Annotated in this window: 20 protein-coding genes; 13 read left to right on the forward strand and 7 right to left on the reverse strand. The window is 64.0% G+C overall.

All coding sequences use genetic code 11. The annotated features are described in order from the left end of the window. Positions 1-20 precede the first annotated feature (20 nt). The 5 genes from RX331_RS11235 to RX331_RS11255 all read left to right on the forward strand — a co-directional run bounded on the left by RX331_RS11235 (position 21) and on the right by RX331_RS11255 (position 6887). Positions 21-1172, forward strand: coding sequence for a DegT/DnrJ/EryC1/StrS family aminotransferase (locus tag RX331_RS11235; RefSeq protein ID WP_317256626.1), 1152 nt, complete (start codon positions 21-23; stop codon positions 1170-1172). A gap of 113 nt (positions 1173-1285) precedes the next feature. Next, complete coding sequence (gene murJ, locus RX331_RS11240; RefSeq protein ID WP_317256627.1) at positions 1286-2827, forward strand: murein biosynthesis integral membrane protein MurJ; 1542 nt, start codon at positions 1286-1288, stop codon at positions 2825-2827. 164 nt (positions 2828-2991) lie between these two features. Continuing rightward, positions 2992-3825 carry a porin family protein gene (locus RX331_RS11245; RefSeq protein ID WP_317256628.1) on the forward strand — a complete coding sequence of 278 codons (834 nt, stop codon included), beginning with the start codon at positions 2992-2994 and terminating at the stop codon, positions 3823-3825. A gap of 198 nt (positions 3826-4023) precedes the next feature. Continuing rightward, on the forward strand, positions 4024-6333 hold the full coding sequence (locus RX331_RS11250; RefSeq protein WP_317256629.1) for a xanthine dehydrogenase family protein molybdopterin-binding subunit: 2310 nt from the start codon (positions 4024-4026) through the stop codon (positions 6331-6333). 107 nt (positions 6334-6440) lie between these two features. Next, positions 6441-6887, forward strand: a complete 447-nt coding sequence (locus RX331_RS11255) for a cytochrome c (protein ID WP_317256630.1) — start codon at positions 6441-6443, stop codon at positions 6885-6887. A 203-nt stretch (positions 6888-7090) separates the two neighbouring features. Here RX331_RS11255 and RX331_RS11260 read toward each other — a convergent pair whose 3' ends face one another. After that, the gene (locus tag RX331_RS11260) at positions 7091-7513 is read right to left on the reverse strand and encodes a CHRD domain-containing protein (protein WP_317256631.1); all 423 of its coding nucleotides are present in this window, start codon (positions 7511-7513) and stop codon (positions 7091-7093) included. A gap of 161 nt (positions 7514-7674) precedes the next feature. Here RX331_RS11260 and RX331_RS11265 point away from each other — a divergent pair, with 161 nt between their 5' ends. After that, positions 7675-8601 (forward strand): cytochrome c, encoded by a 927-nt coding sequence (locus RX331_RS11265; protein ID WP_317256632.1) that lies wholly within the window; start codon positions 7675-7677, stop codon positions 8599-8601. Between the two features lie 45 nt (positions 8602-8646). Here RX331_RS11265 and RX331_RS11270 read toward each other — a convergent pair whose 3' ends face one another. Further along, positions 8647-9444, reverse strand: a complete 798-nt coding sequence (locus RX331_RS11270) for a J domain-containing protein (protein WP_317256633.1) — start codon at positions 9442-9444, stop codon at positions 8647-8649. 411 nt (positions 9445-9855) lie between these two features. Here RX331_RS11270 and RX331_RS11275 point away from each other — a divergent pair, with 411 nt between their 5' ends. Beyond that, entirely contained in the window at positions 9856-10218 is a 363-nt protein-coding gene (locus tag RX331_RS11275; RefSeq protein ID WP_317256634.1) for a DUF6665 family protein, read from the forward strand. 343 nt (positions 10219-10561) lie between these two features. Here RX331_RS11275 and RX331_RS11280 read toward each other — a convergent pair whose 3' ends face one another. After that, the gene (locus RX331_RS11280) at positions 10562-10807 is read right to left on the reverse strand and encodes an Lrp/AsnC ligand binding domain-containing protein (RefSeq protein ID WP_029583462.1); all 246 of its coding nucleotides are present in this window, start codon (positions 10805-10807) and stop codon (positions 10562-10564) included. Positions 10808-10937: 130 nt separating this feature from the next. Here RX331_RS11280 and thiD point away from each other — a divergent pair, with 130 nt between their 5' ends. Together thiD and ppc are read left to right on the forward strand one after the other, a co-directional pair. Then, a complete protein-coding gene (gene thiD, locus RX331_RS11285; protein WP_317256635.1) occupies positions 10938-11738 on the forward strand; it encodes a bifunctional hydroxymethylpyrimidine kinase/phosphomethylpyrimidine kinase in 801 nt (266 codons plus the stop codon). A gap of 119 nt (positions 11739-11857) precedes the next feature. Then, positions 11858-14641, forward strand: coding sequence for a phosphoenolpyruvate carboxylase (gene ppc, locus RX331_RS11290; protein WP_317256636.1), 2784 nt, complete (start codon positions 11858-11860; stop codon positions 14639-14641). 168 nt (positions 14642-14809) lie between these two features. On the opposite strand, the gene RX331_RS11295 is transcribed toward ppc, so the two are convergent. From RX331_RS11295 to RX331_RS11310, 4 genes are all read right to left on the reverse strand, one after another. Continuing rightward, positions 14810-15745 (reverse strand): SMP-30/gluconolactonase/LRE family protein, encoded by a 936-nt coding sequence (locus RX331_RS11295; protein WP_410708267.1) that lies wholly within the window; start codon positions 15743-15745, stop codon positions 14810-14812. Between the two features lie 434 nt (positions 15746-16179). Further along, positions 16180-17094 carry an SDR family oxidoreductase gene (locus tag RX331_RS11300; protein ID WP_317256638.1) on the reverse strand — a complete coding sequence of 305 codons (915 nt, stop codon included), beginning with the start codon at positions 17092-17094 and terminating at the stop codon, positions 16180-16182. A gap of 104 nt (positions 17095-17198) precedes the next feature. Further along, complete coding sequence (locus RX331_RS11305) at positions 17199-18335, reverse strand: thiolase C-terminal domain-containing protein (RefSeq protein WP_317256639.1); 1137 nt, start codon at positions 18333-18335, stop codon at positions 17199-17201. A gap of 5 nt (positions 18336-18340) precedes the next feature. Next, the gene (locus tag RX331_RS11310) at positions 18341-18754 is read right to left on the reverse strand and encodes a Zn-ribbon domain-containing OB-fold protein (RefSeq protein ID WP_057863339.1); all 414 of its coding nucleotides are present in this window, start codon (positions 18752-18754) and stop codon (positions 18341-18343) included. Between the two features lie 217 nt (positions 18755-18971). Here RX331_RS11310 and RX331_RS11315 point away from each other — a divergent pair, with 217 nt between their 5' ends. The 4 genes from RX331_RS11315 to alkB all read left to right on the forward strand — a co-directional run bounded on the left by RX331_RS11315 (position 18972) and on the right by alkB (position 22523). Next, entirely contained in the window at positions 18972-20321 is a 1350-nt protein-coding gene (locus tag RX331_RS11315) for an amidase (RefSeq protein WP_317256640.1), read from the forward strand. Beyond that, complete coding sequence (locus RX331_RS11320) at positions 20314-21000, forward strand: DUF2848 domain-containing protein (RefSeq protein WP_317256641.1); 687 nt, start codon at positions 20314-20316, stop codon at positions 20998-21000. Before RX331_RS11315 ends, RX331_RS11320 begins: the two co-directional genes overlap by 8 nt. A gap of 116 nt (positions 21001-21116) precedes the next feature. Next, on the forward strand, positions 21117-21857 hold the full coding sequence (locus tag RX331_RS11325) for a 2OG-Fe(II) oxygenase (RefSeq protein WP_317256642.1): 741 nt from the start codon (positions 21117-21119) through the stop codon (positions 21855-21857). A gap of 12 nt (positions 21858-21869) precedes the next feature. Then, complete coding sequence (gene alkB / locus RX331_RS11330) at positions 21870-22523, forward strand: DNA oxidative demethylase AlkB (protein ID WP_317256643.1); 654 nt, start codon at positions 21870-21872, stop codon at positions 22521-22523. Positions 22524-22583: the final 60 nt, after the last annotated feature.

The raw sequence follows: 22583 nt of genomic DNA on the forward strand, positions 1-22583 counted from the left end.
AAAGAACCGAGCAAGGCTCCATGAACCAGCACATGCGCCCAGAACCCATTCCCTTCACCGATATCGCGGCGCAACGCCGCCGGCTCGGCAAGTCGGTCGACGACGCGGTTGCCCGCGTGCTCGATCACTGCCAGTTCATCAACGGGCCGGAGGTCACCGAGCTGGAAGCCGCGCTGGCGAAATTCTGCGGCGCCAAGCATGTCGTGAGCTGCGCCAGCGGCACCGACGCGCTGCTGATGGTGCTGATGGCGCAAGGCATCGGGCCCGGCGATGCCGTGCTGTGTCCCTCCTTCACCTTTTGCGCCACCGGCGAAGTGGTGGTGCTGACCGGCGCCACGCCCGTCTTCGTCGACGTCGACGAGGCGACCTTCAACATCGACGCCAATTCGCTCAAGCGCGGCATCGCGACGGCGCGGCAGCGCGGCCTGAAGCCGCGCGCCGTCATTCCGGTCGACCTGTTCGGACAACCGGCCGACCACGACGCGATCGATGCGATCGCGGAGGCCGAGGGCCTGTTCGTGCTCAACGACGCCGCGCAGAGCTTTGGCGCCAGCTACAAGGGCCGCCGGCTCGGCACCTTTGGCCTCGCAACCACCACCAGTTTCTTCCCGGCAAAGCCGCTCGGCTGCTTCGGCGACGGCGGCGCGATCTTCACCGACGACGATGCGCTGGCCGAACGGCTGCGCAGCATCCGCGTCCATGGCCAGGGCTCGGACAAATACGACAACATCCGTATCGGCCTCACCGCGCGGCTCGACACCGTGCAGGCCGCTATCCTGATCGAGAAGCTGAAGATCTTCGAGGACGAGATCGTGGCGCGCAATGCGGTCGCGGATCGCTATGCGCGGGGCCTCGGCAACCTCGTGACGGTGCCGCGTGTCGCCAGCGGCCGCGATTCGATCTGGGCATGCTACACGATCCGCCTGCCCAAGGGCGCCGATCGCGACCGCTTCGTGGCCGACCTGAAGGCGCAGGGGATTCCGACCGCGATCTATTACCCGAAATCGATCCACCAGCAGACCGCCTATCGCGAATTCCCGGTCGCCGATGGCGGACTGCCGGTGTGCGAGAGCCTGTCCGCCGACGTCGTCAGCCTGCCGATCCACGCCTATCTCGCCGAGGCGACGCAGGAGCGGATCATCGCGGCGGTGCGCAGCGCACTTCAGGCGTGATCCCGATCCGAAGGGCCGCGCGAATGCAAGGCCTTCCGGATTCGGTCAACATCATGGCTAGGCTGCGCGCGGACTGATTTCCCCGCGCGGGGATTATGCGCTAGAAGCGGCGCATGCTTGGGCGTATCTTTACCGTCGGCGGATACACGCTGCTTTCGCGGCTGACCGGATTTGCACGCGACATCATGCTCGCGGCCATTCTCGGCGCCGGTCCGGTGGCGGACGCCTTCTTCGTCGCGCTGCGGCTGCCCAATCATTTTCGCGCGATCTTCGCCGAAGGCGCCTTCAACGCCGCCTTTGTGCCGGCCTATGCGCATGTGCACGGCCAGAGCAAGGCGTCGGCCAGGCAATTCGCCGACCGCGTCTTCACGCTATTGTTTGCCGTTCAGGTGATCCTGCTCGTTGTCGCCTGGTGGTTCATGCCGGAGGTGATCGCCATTCTCGCGCCCGGCTTCAAGGACGATCCGGCACGCGGCGAGCTCGCGATATCGCTGACGCGGATCACGTTTCCGTATCTGCTATTGATCACGCTCGTGACGCTGTATGGCGGCATGCTCAACGTCATGCACCGCTTCGCCAGCGCCGCCGCGGCGCCGATCTTCCTCAATCTGTCGATGATGGCGACGCTGGCGCTCGCCGCATTCTTTCCCAGTGCGGGCTACGCCGCGGCATGGGGCGTCCTGCTCGCCGGCATCCTCGAATTCCTGCTGCTGGCCGGTGACGCCGCCAGGACCGGCATCCTGCCGAAATTTGCCGCCATCAAATTCGACGAGGACGTTCGCGCGTTTTTCCGGGCGCTGGGGCCTGCGACCATCGGCTCGATGGGAACGCAGATCGCGCTGTTCGCCGACACCATCATCGCGACCTTTCTGCCGGCCGGCGCGCTTTCGGCGCTGTATTACGCCGACCGTCTCAACCAGCTCCCGATCGGCGTGATCGGGATCGCGATCGGCACGGTGCTGCTGCCGGAGATGTCGCGGCGCCTCACCGCGAACGATGTCGCCGGCGCATCGGCCGCGCAGCGGCGCGCCTTCGAGTTCTCGCTGTTGTTTTCGGTGCCGTTCGTCGCCGCCTTCCTGACCGTGCCTGACGTCATCATGCGCGCGATGTTCGCGCGCGGCGCGTTCTCGAAGGCCGATGCGGCCGCCGCCGGCGCCACACTGGCCGCTTACGCGATCGGGCTCATTCCATTCGTGACGATCCGCAGCGCGGTTGCAACCTTCTACGCCCGTCAGGACACCGCAACGCCGGTCAAGGCGGCGTTGACCGGGGTGGCCGTCAATGTGGCGCTCAAGGTCGCCTTGATGGGCCCTCTGGCGCAGATCGGCCTGGCGCTCGCCACCGCCATCGGGGCGTGGGTCAATCTGCTCCTGGTGCTCGCCTTCGCGATGCGGGCAGGCTACCTCGAACTCGACCGCGCGTGGATGACCTCGCTCGCCAAGTTTGCCGCGGCGGGAATGGTGCTGGCGGCCGGGCTGTGGGGCACCGCCCGATTCGCCAGCTTCTATTTCGCGCAGATGCATGCCTTTCGCGATGAGACCGCGCTGCTGCTGCTGATCGTGGCCGGCGCGTTCGTGTATGGGGTCGCAATCCTGCTGCTGTTCGGCCGGGGGTGGTTATTTACACTGGTCCGTGACCGTCAGTCCCGCAAGTAATTGCATATAAACGATATTTTGAATTGTGCCCGTTTGTGGCCCTATTCGGGTATTTTTGCAACAAATTCCCGAAAAGTTCCGTCCGCAGCTGATTACAGCATGATGCGAGTTTCACTCGTCGCTAGAATGGGAACCAGATTCAACCAGTTCTTTTGAGGGTTCCCATGCGGGTTTCAATTTTCAAGACGATTGCTGCTTCCGCTCTTGCAGCCATGGCCGTGGCATCCGCGGCATCTGCGGCCGATCTTGCCGCGCGTCCCTACACCAAGGCGCCCGTGATGGCCCCGGTCTATGACTGGACGGGCTTCTATATCGGCGGCAACGTCGGGTACAGCTGGGGACGGTCGAGCGACACCTCAACGCTGACCAACGGCGCGGGCGCCGTGCTCTTCACCACCGGCGCCGGTGCCAACATGGATGGCGTGATCGGCGGCGGTCAGATTGGCTATAATTGGCAGGTCCAGAATTGGGTATGGGGCCTTGAGGCCGATATCCAGGGCTCCGACCAAAAGGGTCGCCGCGATTATCTCTGCCCCACCGGCGTCTGCACGCCGCCCTTCGGCGTCATCGCCGTTTTCCCGGGACCGGCCGTTCCGGTCGCGCTTGACCAGAAGCTTGAATGGTTCGGCACCGTGCGCGGCCGGGTCGGTGTGCTCGCGACCCCGCAAGTGCTGTTCTATGCCACCGGCGGTCTTGCCTACGGCGAGGTCAACACCTCAGCCGTGATCGGTGCGGGCGCGTTCGGATTTAATGCTCACGATACCCGGGTCGGCTACACCGTCGGTGCCGGCGTCGAAGGGGCGATCGGTGGCAACTGGACCGCCAAGCTCGAATATCTCTACATGGATCTTGGCAGGACGTCCGGGACGTTCCTGACCACGATTCCGGCGCTTGGCGGCGGCGTGCTCAGCTACAACTACAGCTCGCGCATCACCGACAACATCGTGCGCGTCGGCTTGAACTACAAATTCGGCGGCCCGGTGATCGCAAAGTATTGATCTCCTCGTTATCTCCTCCCGACAATCAAAGCCCCGGCGTCTGCCCGGGGCTTTTTGTTTTTGTGCAAGCGCGAAAAGCCGAGGCGGGATGCGGTTCGATTCGGCCAATGCTGTGGCTTTTCAGGCCAAAGCGGTTTGCGCTGCGCAGGCAACCACTGCAATATGGCGCCCGCTCTACAACCGGGAATTGGAGATACGATGGCAGCTCCCATCAAATTCGGCGTCGGTCAAAGCGTTCTTCGCAAGGAAGACGACGCGCTCATTCGCGGCAAGGGCCGCTATACTGATGACCATTCGCCGGCACCGGCGCTGCACGCGCTGATGCTGCGCTCGCCGCATGCCCACGCGAAGTTCACCATCAACGTCACCAAGGCCCGCGGCATGCCAGGCGTGGCGTTGATCCTGACAGCGGCCGAAGTCGCCGATCTCGGCGATCTGCCATGCCTGTTCAACCTGGAGACCGATCCGTTCACCGGCCCGCCATACCCGATCCTCGCCAAGGACGAGGTTCGCCATGTCGGCGACGCCGTGGCCTTCGTGGTTGCCGATTCGATCGATCAGGCCCGCGATGCGATCGAGGCGATCGACGTCAAATGGACGCCGCTTCCCGCAGTGGTCGGCGTCATCAACGCCGTGAAGCCGGGCGCCCCGCAGGTATGGCCCGACAAGCCCGGCAACGTGCTGTTTGACGTCTCCGTCGGCGACAAGAAGGCGGCGGAAGCCGCCTTTGCCAAGGCGCATGCGGTCGCCGAAATCACAATCGTCAATCCGCGCGTCATCACCAACTTCATGGAGACGCGCGCCGCGGTCGCCGAATACGACGCCAAGCGCGATCATCTGACGCTGACGATCGGCAGCCAGGGCAGCCATCGCCTGCGCGAGATCCTGTGCGGCATGGTGCTGAAGATCCCGATGGAAAAGATGCGGGTGATCTGCCCCGACGTCGGCGGCGGCTTCGGCACAAAACTGTTTCCCTATCGGGAATACGCGCTGATTTCGGTGGCGGCAAAAAAGCTGCGCAAGACCATCAAGTGGACCGCCGATCGCTCCGATCATTTCATGGGCGACGCGCAGGGCCGCGACAACGTCACGACCGCAAAGATGGCGCTCGCCGAGGACGGCAAGTTTCTCGGCATGGACGTCGACCTGATGGGCGACATGGGCGCCTATCTCTCGACCTTCGGGCCGTACATTCCGCATGGCGGCGCCGGCATGCTGCCCGGCCTCTATGACATCCAGGCCTTCCACTGCCGCGTCCGCACCGTGTTCACCAACACCGTGCCGGTCGATGCCTATCGCGGCGCCGGCCGTCCCGAAGCGGCCTATGTGGTCGAGCGTCTGGTCGACGCCGCCGCCCGTAAACTTGGCATGACGCCTGACGCCATCAGACGCAAGAACTTCATTCCGCCGAAGGCGATGCCCTACAAGACCGCGACCGGCAAGGTCTACGATTCCGGCGACTTCACCGCGCATATGAAACGCGCGATGGAAGTCGCAAACTGGAAGGAGTTTCCCAAGCGCGCCAAGGCGGCGAAGAAGGCGGGTCTGGTGCGCGGCATCGGCATGGCGAGCTATGTCGAAGTCTGCGGCACCATGGGCGAGGAGACGGCCAATGTCGCGCTTGATCCCAATGGCGACATCAACATCCTGATCGGCACCCAGTCGAGCGGGCAGGGTCACCAGACCGCCTACGCCCAACTGGTCGCCGAGCAGTTCGGCGTGCCGCCGGAGCGCGTGCATGTCCTGCAGGGCGACACCGACAAGATCGCGACCGGTCTTGGCACTGGCGGCTCGGCGTCGATCCCGACCGGTGGCGTCAGCGTCGAGCGCGCTACGCGCGAGCTCGGCAACAAGCTGAAGGAGATCGCGGCCGAGGCGCTGGAGACCAGCGCCGGCGACCTCGAGATCTCCAACGGCGTCGTGCGTATCGCCGGCACCGATCGCTCGATCAGCTTTGCCGACGTCGCGAAACGTCCGGGCGTCGATCCATCAAAGCTGAATGCGAGCGCCACCTTCGCACAGGCCGACGGCACCTATCCGAACGGCACGCATCTCGCGGAAGTCGAGATCGATCCGGCGACCGGCATCATCAAGATCGTCAACTACGTCATCGTCGACGATTTCGGTGTGACGCTCAATCCGCTGTTGCTCGCCGGACAGGTGCATGGCGGCGCGATGCAGGGCATCGGTCAGGCCTTGATGGAGCAGGCGGTGTATAGTTCTACCGACGGCCAGCTCGTCACCGGCACTTTCATGGACTATGCGGTGCCGCGGGCATCCGACGGCCCGTCATTCCATTTCGAGACGCACAACGTGCCGTGCACGACCAATCCGCTCGGCGTCAAGGGCGCCGGCGAAGCGGGCGCGATCGGCTCTTGTCCCGCGGTGGTCAATGCGATCATCGAGGGGCTGTGGCGCGAGTACCAGATCGACCACATCGACATGCCGGCGACTGCAGAGCGGGTCTGGATCGCAATCCGCGAGGCGCAGAAACGGCATAATCTCTGATATTTTGTCGCAGGCGGAATGATGTTCCGCATGTGGTGTTGACGAAACAGGCGGGCTCGCGGCGGTCGCGGGCCCGTGCTTTGAGCCAGCCAAGAAGGGGCAAGCGAATGAAGCGAATGTTGGTGGTCGCAGGAGCTTTGCTCCTGAGCGTTGGTGCCGTCGTTGCACAGCAGGATCAGGTCAAGCGGACCCAGGCCATGATGAAGGACAACGGCAAGAACGCAGGCGCGTTGTCGGCGATGGTCAAGGGCGACAAGCCTTACGACCAGTCGACTGTCAATGCCGCGCTGGCCCAATTCGAAGACACCGCCAAGAATCTTCCAACGCTTTTCCCCCAGAGCATGAAGGGTCTTAAGATGGAGGGGGATTACGATCCTTCGCCGAAAATCTGGGAAGACAAAACCGGCTTCGAATCCCAAATTCAAAACTTCGCCAAGGTCGTCGCCGATGCCAAAAGCAAGGTCAAGAATCTCGACACGCTAAAGGCGGAACTGCCGGTCATCGGCAAGCAGTGCAGTAGCTGCCACGAAACATACCGGATCAAGAAGGGCTGATGGCATTTTAGCTTTGAGCATGATCTTCGCGTAAACGCGTTTGTGGCGAGGGAAAACCGCTCCACGTTTTCTGGATGATGCTCCTGCCGCAAAAGGACGGACGCCGCGAAGTGTCCGTCCTTTTGTAGTCGTCCTTTGTTGTTTCTTGGTTGCGCTCGAACTTGCCTACGTCGTCATCACGTTACTTGGTGACTTAATTAATGCTATTTTGTCACCTGACCGCGGATTTCGCCGCCTGGATTGGCCGCGGTATGAATGTTGATGTAGTACTTGCCGGCCATGAGGTCGGCGGCCTGCGCATCCGTCAAGGTCGCGCTGCCCTCGACAGGACTGGACGTCGCATTGGGAATGGCGACCGCGACGCCGGCATTCTTGCCGGCTTCGGCGGGACCGTGGAAATGCGCAGCGGTGGCAGGCCCGGACAGGCCGGAATAGGAGAGTTTCCAGCTCAGCTTCTTGCTGGCGGGATCGTAGTCGATGTCGGCGCTGCCGCTCGCCGCAGAGGTGTTGGGCGGCACCTGGGACTTGCCGTCGAGCGTCGCTTTCATCTTGTCGGCCGACGCAGTCGCGGCAAAAGCGATCGTCGCCCCCAATGCAAGCGTAACAAGCATAGTCTTGTTCGACATGGTGCTCCTCCCTGTAGCGTCAAATTTCCGTGTCAGCCTCAAAACAACAACGCTCCGAATTTATTCCCGAAACGCGCGGTCCGCTGAAAAATTTCGTGCAAGCCTACGGCGCGAACTGCGTTCATACTGTCATCGCGAGGCACCTGATAACGGATTGGTGAATGCTGCGACGAATTCTCCTCGGCTCGATTTTGATCGGCGCCGCCGGCTTTGGCGTATTCTGGTGGCTGACAACCCCGGCCGTCGTGGCCGCGGCCTCGCTACCGCCGCGCACGCCGAACCTCGCCAACGGCGAGGCGGCATTCAACGCCGGGGGCTGTTCCTCCTGTCATGCCGTTCCCAACCAGCCCGATCGCCTGAAGCTCGGCGGCGGGCTCGCCATGCCGTCGCCGTTCGGGACATTCTACGCTCCCAACATCTCATCGGATCCCACCTACGGCATCGGCCGCTGGAGCGAGGCGGAGTTCGTCACCGCGGTGCTGAAAGGGACGTCGCCGGACGGCGCGCACTACTTCCCGGCTTTTCCCTACGCGTCCTATCGGCACGCGAGCGTGGATGATGTTCGCGATCTCTTTGCGTACCTAAAGACGCTGCCGGCGGTGAGCGGCAAGCTGCGCGATCACGACGTGCCGTTTCCGTTCAACATCCGCCGCAACGTCGGCGTCTGGAAACTTCTGTTCATGGACGACAAGCCTGTCGTGGCGGACGCCTCACGCCCGGCGTCCTGGAATCGCGGCGCCTATCTCGCGAACGGTCTGGGCCATTGCGCCGAGTGTCACAGCCCGCGCAATGTTCTCGGCGGCATCGTCGAGGCGCAGCGCTTTGCCGGCGGTCCCAATCCGGAGGGCGAGGGCTGGGTGCCCAACATCACCCAGAAGCGGTTGGGTGACTGGAGCGCAAAGGATATCGCCTACTTCCTGGAGACCGGGCAGACGCCCGACGGCGACACCGCCGGCGGATCGATGGTGCGCGTGATCAAGAACATTTCGCAATTGTCGGCCGAGGATCGCGCGGCCATCGCCGAATATGTGAAATCGCTGCCGCCGGTCGAGGGGCCGCCGCGACCGAAGAAGGCCAAGGAAGGCTGAGCTGCCGGGCGGGGAGGCCGTTCCGCGCCCTTAGCGCATCGCGCTTTAAGGCGTCAAAGCGGCCGTCATCGGCTCCCGCTCCCGCCTTTCCGGCAGCGAGGGCACGATCGTCAACGGTTTGCGCGGCACGGGTGGCGGCGGCGCCGCGCTCTTGGTCCGCTTCAATTCCGCGGGCCGCTTGATCGAGGCGATGTCGGTGAGCGGGCGGTTGAAGTCTCCGGTGCGGTACATCACGAACCCGCCATCGAAATAGGCGGCGGTGAAGCGCGGATAATACTGAACGCCCAGATTATAGGTGGCGAAGGCCGGCACCCGCTCGAAGCGGCCGATCGGCGCGGCGACGGTTTCCTTAGCGAGCGGAACAGCAGCCATGGTGGCTGTTCCGGTTGTCAAAACGTCGTTGTCGCGCTGGCCAAGCCCTTCGTCCTGGGCGGGAGTGTCAGATTGCAGCGAGGCGACCTCTAACGCGCCATCAGGCATTTCAGCCGCAACGGGCGGCTTCGAAAATAGTCCGAACAGCGTGTAGCCGCCGACCAGCACCGCCAGGACGATCGAGGCCGCCATGGTGTTGGAGGCCACTTTGCGCATCGTCTCGTAGGTGCGGGTCGCCGGCGCTGTCTCGGGCTGCAGCGCAATGGCCAGCAGCTCATCATAGGTGTCGCGCTGTTGGGGGTCGATCAGGATGTCATAGGCGCGCACCAGCTCCCTGAACCGCAGCGCGGCATCCGGATTATCGGGATTCATATCGGGATGCGTGGCCTTCGCGGCCTTGCGAAAGGCCGTCCGAAGTCCCTCGGCGTCATCGCTCGGAAGCGCTCCGAGCAAATCGTACAGCGTCCCCATTGGTGGTACTCGCGACTATTCCCCCTCAGAGGTCCCCCGCCGTGGAGCCTCCGATTGACGACGCATAAGCTAATGAAAAACTTCAAGGCGCCAGAATGATCCCCTTATGGCAAAAGCAAGCCATATGGAATTCCGTTAACCATATGTTGCCGCGAAGCTATTCGGCCGAGCCTAGCAGGCTCCCGGGGGAGGTTCCAGCCCCGAGTTCCATCACCAATGGTCGATCGCCTTGAACGACCCGTCCCTCTGAATGACGCCAAGGCAGACCTTGGAGGCCCATACCCCCATCGACGGCGATGAGGCCCTCGGCCGTCGAACGCCGCCTCGTGGGTGGCCGGAGTAGGTGGTCTTGAATGGCCTCCTGCCGACCAATAGGATGATTGGGCAGGCCTTGTTTCGGAGTGCGCCGATATGGCGTTGGATTTGCTTCGTTCCGGATTGGCAACGCTCGAATATGAGATCGCCGAGGAGCGAGTGTCGGCGCTCGGGCGGCTGGGGCGGCGGCTCGAGGCCGCGCTGACGGCGCTCGCCGCATGCCCGCGGACGACCAGTTCCGATCGAAAGATCTACGATAGCCTCGTCGAGCAGGCGGGATATGCGCTTTGGCTCTTCGCCGTGCAGCGCGAGGCCTGCGGCCTCAACAGGATCGATCACGTGATAAAGATCTATCGCGTGCCGGACGGGGTGGTTGCCCGCATGGGACCATTGGCCAAGCCAAGCGCGCATCCGGCGAAGACCAAAGCGGTTGAGGCAGCGCTGCCGCCAATGTTCTGAATGCAGGTTTTTCGCGCGGGGGTCGCCGCCGAAGTCGACACCAGCGATGAGACCAGGGTCAGTCGATCACCCGGCTGCCGGGCCCTTGCCGGCTACTGTGCATGGGGTTGTTTTCGATTTTTTGTTTTGGGCGGCCGACGGAGCCTCAGGCCGGATCTGATCTCATCAGGGCCGCAACGGGTGGCGGCGTCTGTCTCCGCAGGTCGACCGCCGTGAACGCCTGCTGAATGAAGCTTTTCAGCCGGTCAAAATTTAATGAGATGTCGGACAGGAGAAGCGCTCCCTGAGGCCGCGCGCATCGACGCGCGGGTGACGATCGGCGATGGCGGACGAGGCCCCGCCGCTAGCCCGTGCCGAACGCCTTGAAGGTGATGATGGTGTGGGTGTCCTGGATGCCCGGAATCACCTGCACCTTCTCGTTGACGAAATGGCCGATGTCGGTGTCGTTGTCGACGTAGAACTTGACCAGGAGATCATAGTCGCCAGCAGTGGAGTAGATCTCCGAGGCAATCTCGGCTTCCGCGAGCGCGTTGGCGACGGCGTAGGACTGGCCGAGCTTGCATTTGAACTGGACGAAGAAAGGAACCATCGCTGTCGTCTCCGAATAGGTTGGCCCCAATAGGCCAAAAACCGCCGATAATGGCAAGCCAGCTTGCTGCCGGCGGGAGGGCGCGTTAGTTCTACCTTGGGCTTGACCGCGCATTTTCACGAGACTTTTAATGACAACTCCGATCGCGCTGACCATCGCCGGCTCCGATTCTTCCGGTGGTGCCGGCATTCAGGCAGATCTGAAGTCGTTTGCCGCGCTCGGCGTCTACGGCGCCTCCGTGATCACGGCGCTGACTGCGCAGAACACGCAAGGCGTCAGCGGCATCCACCAGGTGCCTGCCGAATTCGTCACCGCGCAGATCGACGCGGTGTTTTCCGATCTGGCCATTGGCGCCGTCAAGATCGGCATGGTGGCGCATCCGCCTGTCATCGATGCGATCGCCGCGGGCCTCAAGCGCTGGTCGCCGAAACACGTCGTGCTCGATCCTGTCATGGTTGCAACCTCGGGCGACCGCCTGCTCGCCGCGGAAGCGGTCTATGCGCTGCGAACCCGGCTGATCCCGCTGGCGTCGGTGATCACGCCGAACCTGCCGGAAGCCGCCGCCTTGCTCGACGAACCGATCGCGCAAGACGCCGCTGCGGTCGAAAGTCAGGGCGGGCGGCTGCTCGCCCTGGGATGCGCCGCCGTGCTGATCAAGGGCGGTCACGGCGAGAGCCCCGAGAGCATCGACTACCTCTGCACCTCCAGCGGCAGCATCGCGTTGACCGCAAAACGCATCGCGACCAAGAACACCCACGGCACCGGCTGCTCATTGTCCTCGGCGATTGCCGCGGGGCTTGCGAAGGGCGAGGGCATGGAGACCGCCGTGCGCAGCGCCAAGGCCTGGCTCACGGCCGCGATCGCCGCCGCAGACCGCTTCAGCGTCGGACACGGGCACGGCCCGGTCCATCATTTTCACAAGTTCTACTGAGCCCTGTTCCCGCGTCGCCGCCTTTGCGGGGACCGGCGCGTGCATCCATGTTTATCTTGCACTGCGGCAAAAAAATTGCACACTCGGGACTGCCGGGCAGTTTCTGAGGGTGCGAGCCTATGACCATGCCGTCCCAGACCGAGATCCGGTCCAACCGCAGCGACGAAGCGCTGGCGCTGGAGGAGGATGCTCGGCTGCGGACCGATATCCGCCTCCTCGGGCGCATTCTCGGCGATACCGTCCGCGACCAGGAGGGGGCCGACGTCTTCGATCTGGTCGAACGGATCAGGCAGACCTCGATCCGGTTCCACCGCGATGAAGACAAGCTGGCGCGGCGCGAGCTGGAAACCATCCTCGACAGCATGTCGACCGCCGACACCGTGCGGATCGTCCGTGCCTTCAGCTATTTCTCGCACCTCGCCAACATCGCCGAGGACCAGAACAACATCCGCCAGATGCGCGGCCGCGGGCCCGCCGGGCCGCGGCCGAGCACGCTGACGCAGACGCTGGCGCATGCCAAGGCGGCGGGCATCGGTGCCGCCGAGTTGCGACGCTTTTTCAAGAATGCGCTCGTTAGCCCGGTCTTGACCGCGCATCCGACCGAGGTCCGCCGCAAGAGCACGATGGACCGCGAGATGGAGATCGCCGCGCTGCTCGACCGGCGCGAGCGGGTGCAGCTCACGCCGGAGGAGGCCGAGGCCTGCGACGAGCAGTTGCGGCGCGCCGTGCTGACGTTGTGGCAGACCAATCTGTTGCGGCGGACCAAGCTGAACGTGCTGGATGAAGTCTCGAATGGTTTGTCGTTTTACGATTACACCTTCCTGCACGAGGTGCCGCGGCTGCATTGCGCGCTGGAAGACCGCCTGAATCAGGAAGAGGGCGGCTCGCCCAGCGAACTGGCCTCGTTCCTGACCATGGGAAGCTGGATCGGCGGCGACCGCGACGGCAACCCCTTCGTCACCGCCGACGTGATGCGCGGCACGCTGCGCCTGCAGTCGAGCCGCATCATGAGCTTCTATCTGGAAGAGCTGCACGTGCTCGGCTCCGAATTGTCGCTGGCGGCACACCTCGCCGATGTTTCCGACGAACTGCGCGCGCTGGCCGAACGCTCGCCGGATACCTCGCCGCACCGGAGCGGCGAACCGTATCGCCTCGCGGTATCCGGCATCTATGCAAGGCTGACCGCGACTGCGGTGCGGCTGGAGGTTGAAACAGCCCGCCGGCCGGTCGGCGAGGCCGCGCCTTATGCAAGCGTGAAGGAGTTCAAGGCCGATCTCGACGTGCTCGACCGCTCGCTCATCGCCAACAATTCCGGGGTGATCGCGCGCGGGCGGCTGCGGCTGCTCCGCCGCGCTGTGGACTGTTTTGGTTTCCATCTCGCCCGGCTCGACATCAGGCAGAACTCCGCGGTGCATGAGCGTACCGTGGCCGAGCTGTTCGATGCGGCAATCCCGGGCATGTCCTACATGGCCCTGAGCGAGGACGCGCGCGTCAACCTGCTGCTCGGCGAATTGCGCAGCGCAAGGCCGCTCAGCTCGGCCTTCGTCAAATACAGCGAGGAGACGTTGGGAGAACTCGCGGTGTTTCGGGCCGCCGCGGAAGCGCATGCGCGGTTCGGGCCCGACGTGATCCATCAATGCATCATCTCCATGTGCAAGGGCATGTCCGACCTGCTGGAGGTGGCGGTGCTGCTGAAGGAGGTCGGGCTGATCAACCCGTCCGGCCGCAGCGCCATGAACATCGTGCCGCTGTTCGAGACGATCGAGGATCTGCAGGCCTCTTCCGGCATCATGGACCGGATGTTATCGCTGCATGATTACCGCCGACTGGTGGACAGCCGCGGCGGCATTCAGGAGGTGATGCTCGGCTATTCCGACAGCAACAAGGATGGCGGCTTCGTCACCTCGGGCTGGGAGCTCTACAAGGCCGAGATTGGCCTCGTCGAGGTGTTCGAGCGCCACCATGTGCGGCTGCGGCTGTTCCACGGCCGCGGCGGATCGGTCGGCCGCGGCGGCGGACCGAGCTATGATGCCATCATCGCGCAGCCCGGCGGCGCCGTGAATGGCCAGATCCGCATCACCGAGCAGGGCGAGATCATCTCCAGCAAATATTCCAACCCGGAAGTCGGCCGCAGCAACCTGGAGATCCTCGCCGCCGCCACGCTTGAAGCGAGCCTGCTGCATCCGCGTCAGAGCGCGCCGCGCAACGAGTATCTGACCGCGATGGAGCAACTCTCGGCGCTGGCCTTCAAGGCCTATCGCGGGCTGGTCTACGAGACCGAAGGCTTTGCCGATTATTTCTGGGGCTCCACCGTCATCACCGAAATCTCGACGCTCAACATCGGCAGCCGTCCGGCCTCACGCAAGAAGACCCGCGAGATCGAGGACCTTCGCGCCATTCCCTGGGTGTTCAGCTGGGCGCAGTGCCGGCTGATGCTGCCGGGCTGGTATGGTTTCGGTTCGGCGGTCGAGGCCTGGATCGCGGAACACCCGGAGCAGGGCATGCCGTTCCTGCAGGAGCTCTACCGCGAATGGCCGTTCTTCCGCACGCTGTTGTCGAACATGGACATGGTGCTGGCCAAGAGTTCGATCGCGATCGCCTCGCGCTATGCCGAGCTGGTGCCTGACGTGAAATTGCGCGAGAGCATCTTTGGCCGCATCCGGCGCGAATGGCACTCCTCGATCGAGACGCTGCTCGACATCATGGGCCATGAGCGGCTGTTGCAGGGCAACCCGCTGCTCGACCGCTCGATCCGCAACCGCTTCCCCTATCTCGATCCGCTCAACCACGTGCAGGTCGAGCTGCTGAAGGAGCACCGCGCGCAGAACCCGGACGAACAGGTGCTGCGCGGGATTCAGCTCACGATCAACGGGATCTCGGCGGGGTTGAGAAATAGCGGGTGAGGTGAGGCGCACCCTCCGCCGTCGTCCCGGCGAACGCCGGGACCCATACCGCGTGATCTATCAATATAGGCAGGATGGGAGACATCATCCTCCTACAATGCAGCCCTGTGGTTATGGGTCCCCGCGTGCGCGGGGACGACTCGTGGCGGAATGGTACTCAACAACTCCTCACGGTTTCATCGCGCCCTGCGCACTCGTATAAACCGCATAGAGCGATGACGAGCCGCAGATGTAGAGCCGGTTGCGCTGCTGGCCGCCGAAGCACATGTTGGCAACCGTCTCCGGGATATGAATCTTGCCGAGGAGATCGCCGTCCGCCGTGTAGCAGCGCACGCCGTCCTCGTTCGGATCGCCCCAACCGACGGAGCACCACAGGCGGCCGTCGCGATCGCAGCGCAGCCCGTCGGTGATGCTGGGCTTGGGTATCTCCGCAAAGACCTTGCTGTTCGACAGCTTTCCACCGGCGAGATCGACGTCGAACACGCGGATATGCGAGGGGTTGTCGGGCCCGTCGGTGAAGCCGGTGTCGCAGATATAGAGCTTCTTCTCGTCAGGCGAGAAGCAAAGGCCGTTCGGCTCCACGAAATCGTCCACCACCACCTTGATGTCGCCGGATTTCGGATCGACCCGGTAGACGTTCTTCTTGTCCTGCTCGGGCTCGGCCTTGATGCCCTCGTAATAGCCGCCGATGCCGTAGGCGGGGTCGCAGAACCAGATCGAGCCGTCGCCCGCGACGACGGCGTCGTTCGGTGAGTTCAGCTTCTTGCCGTTGTACTTGTCGGCGATGATGGTGATCGAGCCGTCGAGCTCGGTCCGCGTGACGCGGCGGCCCGAGTGTTCGCAGGTGATCAAACGTCCCTCGCGATCGATCGTGTTACCGTTCGAGTTCATCGACGGCTGGCGATAGACGCTGACGTGGCCGTCATCCTCCGAGAAGCGCATGATGCGGTTGTTGGGAATGTCGCTAAACAGAACATAGCGCCCGGCCGGAAAGTAGACCGGACCTTCGGCCCAGCGGAACCCGGTCGCGACGCGCTCGACCGCCATGGTGCCCGCGAAGGCGGGGAAGCCTGTCGGCCCGAACGAAACCTTGGGCTTCTTCATCGACTCCAGGCGGGCGTCGGGATAGCGGGCGCCGGGAAGCGGGCCGAGCGGCAGCGGCTGCGTCGCCGTGGTCGGCGCGCCGGTCTGGCCGAGCGGCGCGACGGAGGCGGCAGAAGCCGTCTTTACCGTGACGGCGGAAGCGGCAAGCGCGGCCGCGCCGGTCAGTATCTTGCGACGGTCAAAGCCGCCGCCTTGTCGTTGCGGATCGGAGTAGGTCAGTGGGGCTGTCATGATTTCCTCCCGTATATTTTTTGTAGGGAGGAAAACATCTGCCCGCATTCCGGCATAAAGCGGGCAGGCCCAAGGTGGAACAATCAGAGATGGCGACGTGCCAAGGGTGGGCAAAGCGAAGCGTGCCCACCGTCTCACGGCGAATGCCTGGATAGAATGGTGGGCACGACGCTCCGCGTCTTTGCCCACCCACGCTCCGTCCCTCAGATCGGATCCCACGTAAAGATATCCGCAGAGCGATCGAGCTTGGAGAACGAGCCCTTCAGCGCCGGCATGCCGTGCTCGGCGATGGTCTGCGGGGTCCAGCCTTCGCCGCGGTGCACCGAGCGGATCGGACGGTTTTGGCTGAACAGGAAGATTTCGTTCATGCGCACGCCGAAGATCTGCCCGGTGACGTCCTTGGCGGCATCGGACAGCAGGTGGCCGCATAGCGGCGCGATCTTCTCGGGGCCCATCTGCTTGATCTTCTCGACGCGCGCCTTTTCGGCGTCGGTCTCGGTCGGGATGGTGTCGATCATGCGGGTCCAGGCGAACGGCGAGACGCAGTTGGAGCGTACGTTGAAGCGGCCCATGTCGAGCGCGATCGACTTCGACAGGCCGACGATGCCGAGCTTGGCGGCGGCATAGTTGGCCTGGCCGAAATTGCCGATCAGGCCCGAGGTCGAGGTGAAGTGCACGAACGACCCGCTCTCCTGCTCGCGGTAGATCCGCGCCGCCGCGTGCGAGACGTAGAAAGAGCCCATCAGGTGCACCTTGATGACGGCCTCGAACGCTTCCACGCTCATCTTGTGGAAGATCATGTCGCGCAGAATGCCGGCATTGTTGACGACGCCGTCGAGCCGGCCGAAATGATCGGTCGCGGTCTTCACGATCTTGCTGGCCGGGATCGCTTCCGCCACCGACTCGAAATTGGCAACGGCCGTTCCGCCGCGCTTCTTGATCTCCTCGACCACTTCTTCCGCGGGCGCCGCGCTCGACCCGGCGCCGTCGGCCGCACCGCCGGGATCGTTGACGACGACCTTGGCGCCTTCGGCGGCGCAGAGAAGCGCGATCTCGCGGCCGATGCCGCGGCCCGCGCCGGTGACGATGATGACTTTGTCTTGCAGTGATTTTGCCATTTGGGGGCTCCTGTTATTCCGTCATTCCGCGATGGTGCGAAGCACCAGACCCGGAATCTCGAGATTCCGGGCTCGCGCGTTGCGCGCCCCGGAATGACGGAGGATTACTTCTCGTTCGTAAAGATGATCGTACCACTGGCGGCGAACATGCCGCCGACGCCGTGGCAGACCGAGATTTTCGCATTCGGCACCTGCGCCGGCGCGATGCCGCGCATCTGCCGCACGCTCTCCTGCAGCGCGTACATGCCGTACATGCCGGAGTGCATATAGGAGAGCCCGCCGCCATTGGTGTTGAGCGGCAGCTTGCCGCCGGGCCGCGTATTGCCCTCGGCGATGAACTTGCCGGTCTCTTCGTGCGGCATGAAGCCGAGATCGCCGAGGCCATAGAGCGGCAGATGCGCAAAGGCGTCGTAGATCATCAGGTGATCGACGTCCTTGTGGGTGATGCCGGCTTCCTTGAAGGCCAGCGGGCCGGCGACCTTGAAGGCGCGCGAGGAGTTGAAGGTCTCCATCTGGCTGACCATCGGCGTTTCGACGCTTTCGCCAGTGCCGAGGACGTAGACCGGCTTGTTCGGAAAGTCCTTGGCGCGATCAGCGGAAGTGAGGATCAGCGCGCCGCCGCCGTCGGTGACGAGGCAGCACTGCAGCAGGCGGAACGGGTAGGCGATCATGCGCGAATTGAGGACGTCGGCGACCGTGATCGGGTCCTTCATCGTCGCGCGCGGATTCTTCGCCGCCCATTCGCGCTGCACCACGGCCACCATGGCAAGCTGCTCATGGGTGATGCCGTAGGTCTTCATGAAGCGCAGCACGGGTATCGGGAACATGCTGGGCGGGCCATAGACGCCGAACGGCGCCTCGAACTGGCCGTTGAGGCTGTCCGGCGGCGTCGAGCGCGGCAATTTGCCGATCATCGACTTGCCGCTCTCGGCATGCGTGATCAGCACGGTCTTGCAGAGGCCGGCCTCGATCGCAGCGGCGGCATGGCGGACATGCAGCATGAACGAGCAGCCGCCGACCGAGGTGCCGTCGACCCAGGTCGGCTTGATGCCGAGATAATGCGCGATCTGCTGCGGGGTTTCCACCGCAGTGGCGATGCCGTCGATATCGGAAAGTTTCAGTCCGGCATCCGCGATTGCATTGAGCGCCGCATCCGCATGGAGTTGGATCTGCGACATGTTGATGACGCCGAGCTCGGTGGTCTCGGCAGCGCCGACGACGGCGACCTGGTTTCTGCGCATGGTGCTTATCCCTTCGCCGGACGGAACAAGGGAAGGGTGATCTTGTCGTCGAGCTTTTCGAACGCGACTTCGAGCTTCATGTCGAGCTCCAGCGCCTCCGGCGTCTGCGGACAATCGATGATGTTGCTCATCATGCGCGGGCCTTCGTCGAGCTCGACGACGGCGATGGCGTAAGGCGGGGTGAAACCGGGCGCCGCCGGGCGGTGATTAATGACGTAGCTGTAGAGCTTGCCCTTGCCGCTCGCCTTGAACACGGAGACCTTGCGCGAGGCGCAGGAGGGGCAGAACGGGCGCGGCGGAAAATAGACATTGGCGCAGGCGTCGCAGCGCTGCAGGCGGAGTTCGCCGGCCTGCGTTCCATCCCAGAAATGCTGGGTTTCCGGTGTCGGCTTCGGTTTCGCGCGGGCGGGTTCGGCCATCTCGGCAATGTCTCCTTGGGAAGTCCAGCGTGCTCTTGGCTGCTTGCGATCTTGATGCGTTATTGACTGAGGGCCGTCAACGGTTCTGCGGTCGCGGCAATTGCATGGCCGCATTCCTGCGCCCGAGAACGCTTGTATGCCACGTCGTCATCGGAGATAGTCCGCGGCACGGTAAATTGCTTTCAGCCCGGAAGCGATCCAGACAGACAAGAGAGCCATGCCTGACCATCCGACGCTGGCGAGCCTCGCCGCCGATCTCGAAACGGGGCGCACCACCGCGCGCAAACTCGTCGAGGAATGTCTTGCGCGAATTGCCGATCCCGCCGGCGAGGGCGCGCGCACCTTCATCCATGTCGACAGGGACGCCGCGCTCGTTGCCGCGGACGCGATGGATCATTTGCGCAAGGCCAATGCCGCACCGTCGCCCTATGCCGGTATTCCCGTCTCGATCAAGGATCTGTTCGACATCAAGGGGCAGGTGACGCGCGCCGGCTCCCGCGCACTGGAGGACTCGGCGCCGGCGGAAGCCGATGCGCCTGTGGTGGCGCGGCTCCGCCGCGCCGGCTTCGTCGTGATCGGCCGCACCAACATGACCGAGTTCGCCTATTCCGGCATCGGCATCAATCCGCATTACGGCACGCCGAAGAGCGTGTTCGATCGCAGCGTCGGCCATGTGCCCGGCGGCTCCTCCTCGGGCGCGGCGGTGTCGATCGCCGATCGCATGGCCTATGGCGCGCTTGGCACCGACACCGGCGGCTCCTGCCGGATTCCGGCGGCCTATAACGGGATCGTCGGCTACAAGCCGACGCAGGCCCGCGTGCCGCTCGATGGCGGCGTGCCGCTGTCGTCCTCGCTCGACAGCTTTGGGCCGTTGGCACGCAGCGTTGCCTGCTGCGCGGTGCTCGATGCCGTGCTCGCGGATGAAACCGTGCAGCCGTTGCAGCCGCGCTCCGTGAAGGGCATGCGGCTTGCGGTGCCGACCACGATAGCGCTCGACGATCTCGATGACGAGGTCGCGAAAACCTTTGAGCGCGCGCTAACAACGCTGTCGCGCCAGGGCGCGCTGATCGAGCGGATCGAGGTGCCCGAATTCCATGACGTCATGGCCATGAACAGCAAGGGCGGATTTGCCGCCGCGGAGAGTTTTGCCTGGCACCGCTATCTGCTCACGAGCAAGGGCGATGTCTACGATCCCCGCGTTCGCGTCCGCATCCTGCGCGGTGAAAGCATCAGCGCGGCCGACTACATCGATATTTTGGGCGCGCGCCGCTCGTTCATCGCACGCGCCGAGAAGCGGATCGCGCCCTACGACGCGCTGGTGCTGCCGACCACCGCGAACACGCCCCCGAAAATTGCCGATCTCGCCGACGACCAGGCTTTTGCCGTGGAGAATTTGCGGTCGCTCCGCAACTGCACTCTGATCAACATGCTCGATGGCTGTGCGATCTCGCTGCCGGCGCACCGCGAAGGCGAGGTGCCGGTCGGGTTGATGCTGGCGGCATCAGGCGGTTCGGATCGCCGCATCTTCGAACTCGCCGCCGGAATGGAGGGCGTCATCCGTGTTTGATCTGACCTTCAACGTCGATGACAAGGGTATGCTGACGCCGCTGACGCTGGCGATCGACCAGGCCGTGATCGCAGGCTGGACCGGGCGCGATCCGGTGGCGCGTGACAGGCACATCGCCGAGCTCGAAGCGATCGGCATCGCGCGCCCGGCGACGACGCCGATCTACTACCGCTGCTCGGCGCGGCGGATCACCCAAGCCGACCGCATCGAGGTCTCCGGTGAAGATTCCTCGGGCGAGGTCGAGTTCGTGCTGATCGGCTGGCAGGGCCGCATTTTCGTCGGCTGCGGCTCGGACCATACCGACCGCAAGGTGGAAAGCTACAGCGTCACCGTCTCCAAGCAGATGTGCGACAAGCCGATGGGCTCCACCTTGTGGGAGCTGGAGGACGTCATCGGCCATTGGGACAAGATGATCCTGCGTTCCTGGGCCACGATCGGCGGCGCCCGCGTGCTCTACCAAGAAGGCACGCTGGATGCGATGCTGCCGGTGAACGACCTGATCGCGCGCGGCTTTGGGGCTAAGGGTCTGCCCGACGGCTGCGCCATGTTCGGCGGCACCTTCGCGGCGAAAGGCGGCATCCGCCCGGCCGATCGCTTCGATTTCGAGCTGGAAGACCCCGTGCTGAAGCGCAAGATCAGCCACGGCTATGACGTGATCACGATGCCGGTGTTGGGCTGAGGCACGCTCTAACCGACGTCATTGCGAGCGCAGCTTCGCTGCGCTCGCAATGACGAGGATGGAACTCGCCGGAAATCGGGTGGTTTTGTCTTGGCCTGTTTGCGAGACTGTCCGTCATGAGAGCAACCGCAAGAAATATCGACCGTCCGTCCACCGTCGCCGCCCGCGTCGATGCAATCGACTGGGCGCAAATAGACGCCGATCTCGACGCGCAGGGCTGCGCCGTCCTGAAGGGCCTGCTGTCGCCGGAAGAATGCGACGCGCTGGCCGCACTGTATCCCAACGACAAACATTTCCGCAGCCGCATCGTGATGGGGCGCCACGGCTTCGGCCGCGGCGAGTATAAATATTTCGCCTATCCGCTGCCGACGGTGATCGCGGAATTGCGACCGGCGCTTTATGCGCGGCTGTGCGGCATCGCCAATCGCTGGAACGAGACGATGGGGATCGATATCCGCTATCCTAACAAGCATGAGGCCTTCCTGAAACGCTGCCACGACGCCGGGCAGACGCGGCCGACGCCGCTGCTGTTGCAATATGGTGAGGGCGACTATAATTGCCTGCATCAGGATCTCTATGGAGAGCACGTGTTTCCGCTGCAGGTCGCGATTTTGCTGTCGCAGCCAGGGCGCGATTTCGAGGGCGGCGAGTTCGTGCTGACCGAGCAGCGGCCGCGGATGCAGTCGCGACCCGAGGTGGTGCCGCTCCGCCAGGGCGATGCGGTCGCCTTTGCTGTGCATCACCGGCCAGTGCAGGGGACGCGCGGACCCTACCGCGTCAACCTGCGCCATGGCGTGAGCCGGATCAGGTCCGGTCACCGCCACACCGTCGGGGTGATCTTCCACGATGCCAAATGAGTCTGGGCTGAATTGACGGCGGATTTGTTCGAGGCGGTTCCGGATGTGCGTCCGTTACGCGAAGCGATGGCGGAAGGCGCCGTGCTGTTGCGCGGTTTCGCCAGGCCCTTCGAGGGCGAATTGATTCCGGCCCTGCGCGTGATCGTCGAGCAGGCGCCGTTCCGCCATCTGATCACGCCGGGCGGCCACCGCATGTCGGTCGCGATGACCAATTGCGGCAATGTCGGCTGGGTGTCTGATAGCACCGGCTATCGCTATGACGCCATCGATCCCGAGTCCAAACAGCCGTGGCCGGCGATGCCGCCCGTGCTGCGCCGGCTGGCGGCCGACGCTGCTGATGACGCCGGGTTCAACGGCTTCGCCCCCGAGGCCTGCCTGATCAACCGCTATGTGCCTGGCGCAAAACTGTCACTGCACCAGGACAGGGACGAGCTCGATTTTGCGGCGCCCATCGTCTCTGTGTCGCTCGGGCTGCCGGCGATCTTCCTGTTCGGCGGCGAGAGGCGCGCCGACAAGCCCGCACGCTATCGGCTCGAGCATGGCGACGTCGTGGTCTGGGGCGGCCCGTCGCGGCTGTTCTTTCATGGGGTCGCGCCGCTCGCTGAAGGCGAGCATCCCGTCATGGGACGTCAGCGGATCAATCTGACATTTCGCAAGGTGCGCTGACCTCGCGTCCCGGCCGCGGTGCAGCGTGCAGCGCTGCGCCGCAGGGCCGGGACCCATGCT

The organism is Bradyrhizobium sp. BWA-3-5 (assembly GCF_032917985.1).
Taxonomy (GTDB): domain Bacteria; phylum Pseudomonadota; class Alphaproteobacteria; order Rhizobiales; family Xanthobacteraceae; genus Bradyrhizobium.